Genomic DNA, 1481 nt, shown 5'->3' with positions numbered 1-1481 from the left:
TGTTACTCACCATTCAAAATGTCTATATTCTCACCAATAAAAATGTCTAGTTTATGATGGTTTAAACATCATGGACTGGATATGAAATATAGATGCTGATCACTATGTCTGACAAAGAAATTCAACGTCTTGCTGTTCTGCAAGACGTTCGAGATCATCGTATTACACAAGTCCGTGCTGCTGAAATCCTTAATCTTTCAACCCGTCAAATTACCCGGTTATTGCAGAAGCTCAATCAAGATGGTGTTTCAGGTATGGCGCATGCCAGCCGTGGTCAACCTGGCCATCGTCGCCATGACGATTTATTAAAATCGCAATGTCTTTCCATTATTTCTGAACATCTGCTGGGATTTGGACCTACCTTGGCCCATGAGAAGCTCAGCAGCATATTTGACCTGAATATCCCGGTAGAAACGGTTCGGCGCTGGATGACTGCAAATGACCTTTGGATTCCGCGATCCAAACGTCTAAAACGCCCATACCAGCCACGCTATAACCGTGATTGCTTCGGTGAGCTGATCCAGATTGATGGCTCATATCATGACTGGTTCGAAGGACGCGCTGCTAAGTGCTGTTTATTGGTGTATATCGATGATGCTACCGGCAAGCTGTTGCATCTACGCTTTTGTGAGGCTGAAACGACCTTTGACTATATGCTTTCAACCCGAGCCTACATTGAGCAATACGGCAAGCCCTTGGCCTTTTATAGCGATAAACACTCGGTATTTAGAGTCAACCAGAAATCCAGGCAAGACAGCCAGATCACGCAATTTGGGCGGATTCTGAATGAGTTAAACATTGATATTATCTTCGCCAATTCACCCCAGGCCAAAGGTCGCGTAGAGCGAGCGAATAGAACCCTTCAGGACCGTTTGATCAAGGAGATGCGCCTGGAAGGCATCTGTTCGATTGCAGAAGCAAATGCCTGGTTGCCCTGCTTTATTGAGCAGTTCAATCAGAAGTTCGCCAAATGTGCGCGAAACTCAAAGAACCTGCATCGACCATTAACCGAATCTGATCTTGAACTGGATGATATTTTTACCTGGCAGGAACCGCGTAAGGTCACCAAGAACCTGACGATTACCTATGACAAATGTATTTATCTGCTTGAACCGACAGAGCTGAATCATAAGCTTGCTGGGCAATACATTTCATTTCTGGAGTATCCGGATGGCACTGTGGCCCTCATGCATGAAGGACGAAAGCTCAACTACAGCATCTTCAATAAATTGGCTGGGCTGCAGCAAAATGAGATTGTTGAGAATAAACGGTTAGGTTCAGTCCTGGCGCATATCCAGCAACAACATGAAGAATTGGAGAAACAGAATAAACGTTCCCGTGCCAAGAAAAGTATGCCGAGCCGTAAAGCTCAGAAAGCTGTTATTGGACAAAGAAATTTAAATCCTGTGCTTGACTCTTGTGGTTAAAAACAGGACATTTTAAATGGTTTATCGCATAGACATTTTAATTGGTGAATAACA

1 protein-coding gene is annotated in these 1481 nt (G+C 44.1%); it reads left to right on the top strand.

The genetic code is table 11. The features are described 5' to 3' along the window. Positions 1 to 92: 92 nt before the first annotated feature. Entirely contained in the window at positions 93 to 1427 is a 1335-nt protein-coding gene (locus FTU44_RS15025) for an ISNCY family transposase (RefSeq protein ID WP_180051314.1), read from the top strand. Positions 1428 to 1481: the final 54 nt, after the last annotated feature.

It is taken from the genome of Acinetobacter sp. YH12105 (assembly GCF_013419095.1).
GTDB lineage: Bacteria > Pseudomonadota > Gammaproteobacteria > Pseudomonadales > Moraxellaceae > Acinetobacter > Acinetobacter pseudolwoffii.
The sequence above is the reverse complement of the archived record's forward strand: the minus strand, read 5'-3'. Positions and strand labels throughout refer to the sequence as shown.

Excerpts from the sequence above, each read along its gene's own strand:
- FTU44_RS15025 (WP_180051314.1), top strand. The coding sequence starts at position 93 with ATGCTGATCACTATGTCTGACAAAGAAATTCAACGTCTTGCTGTTCTG.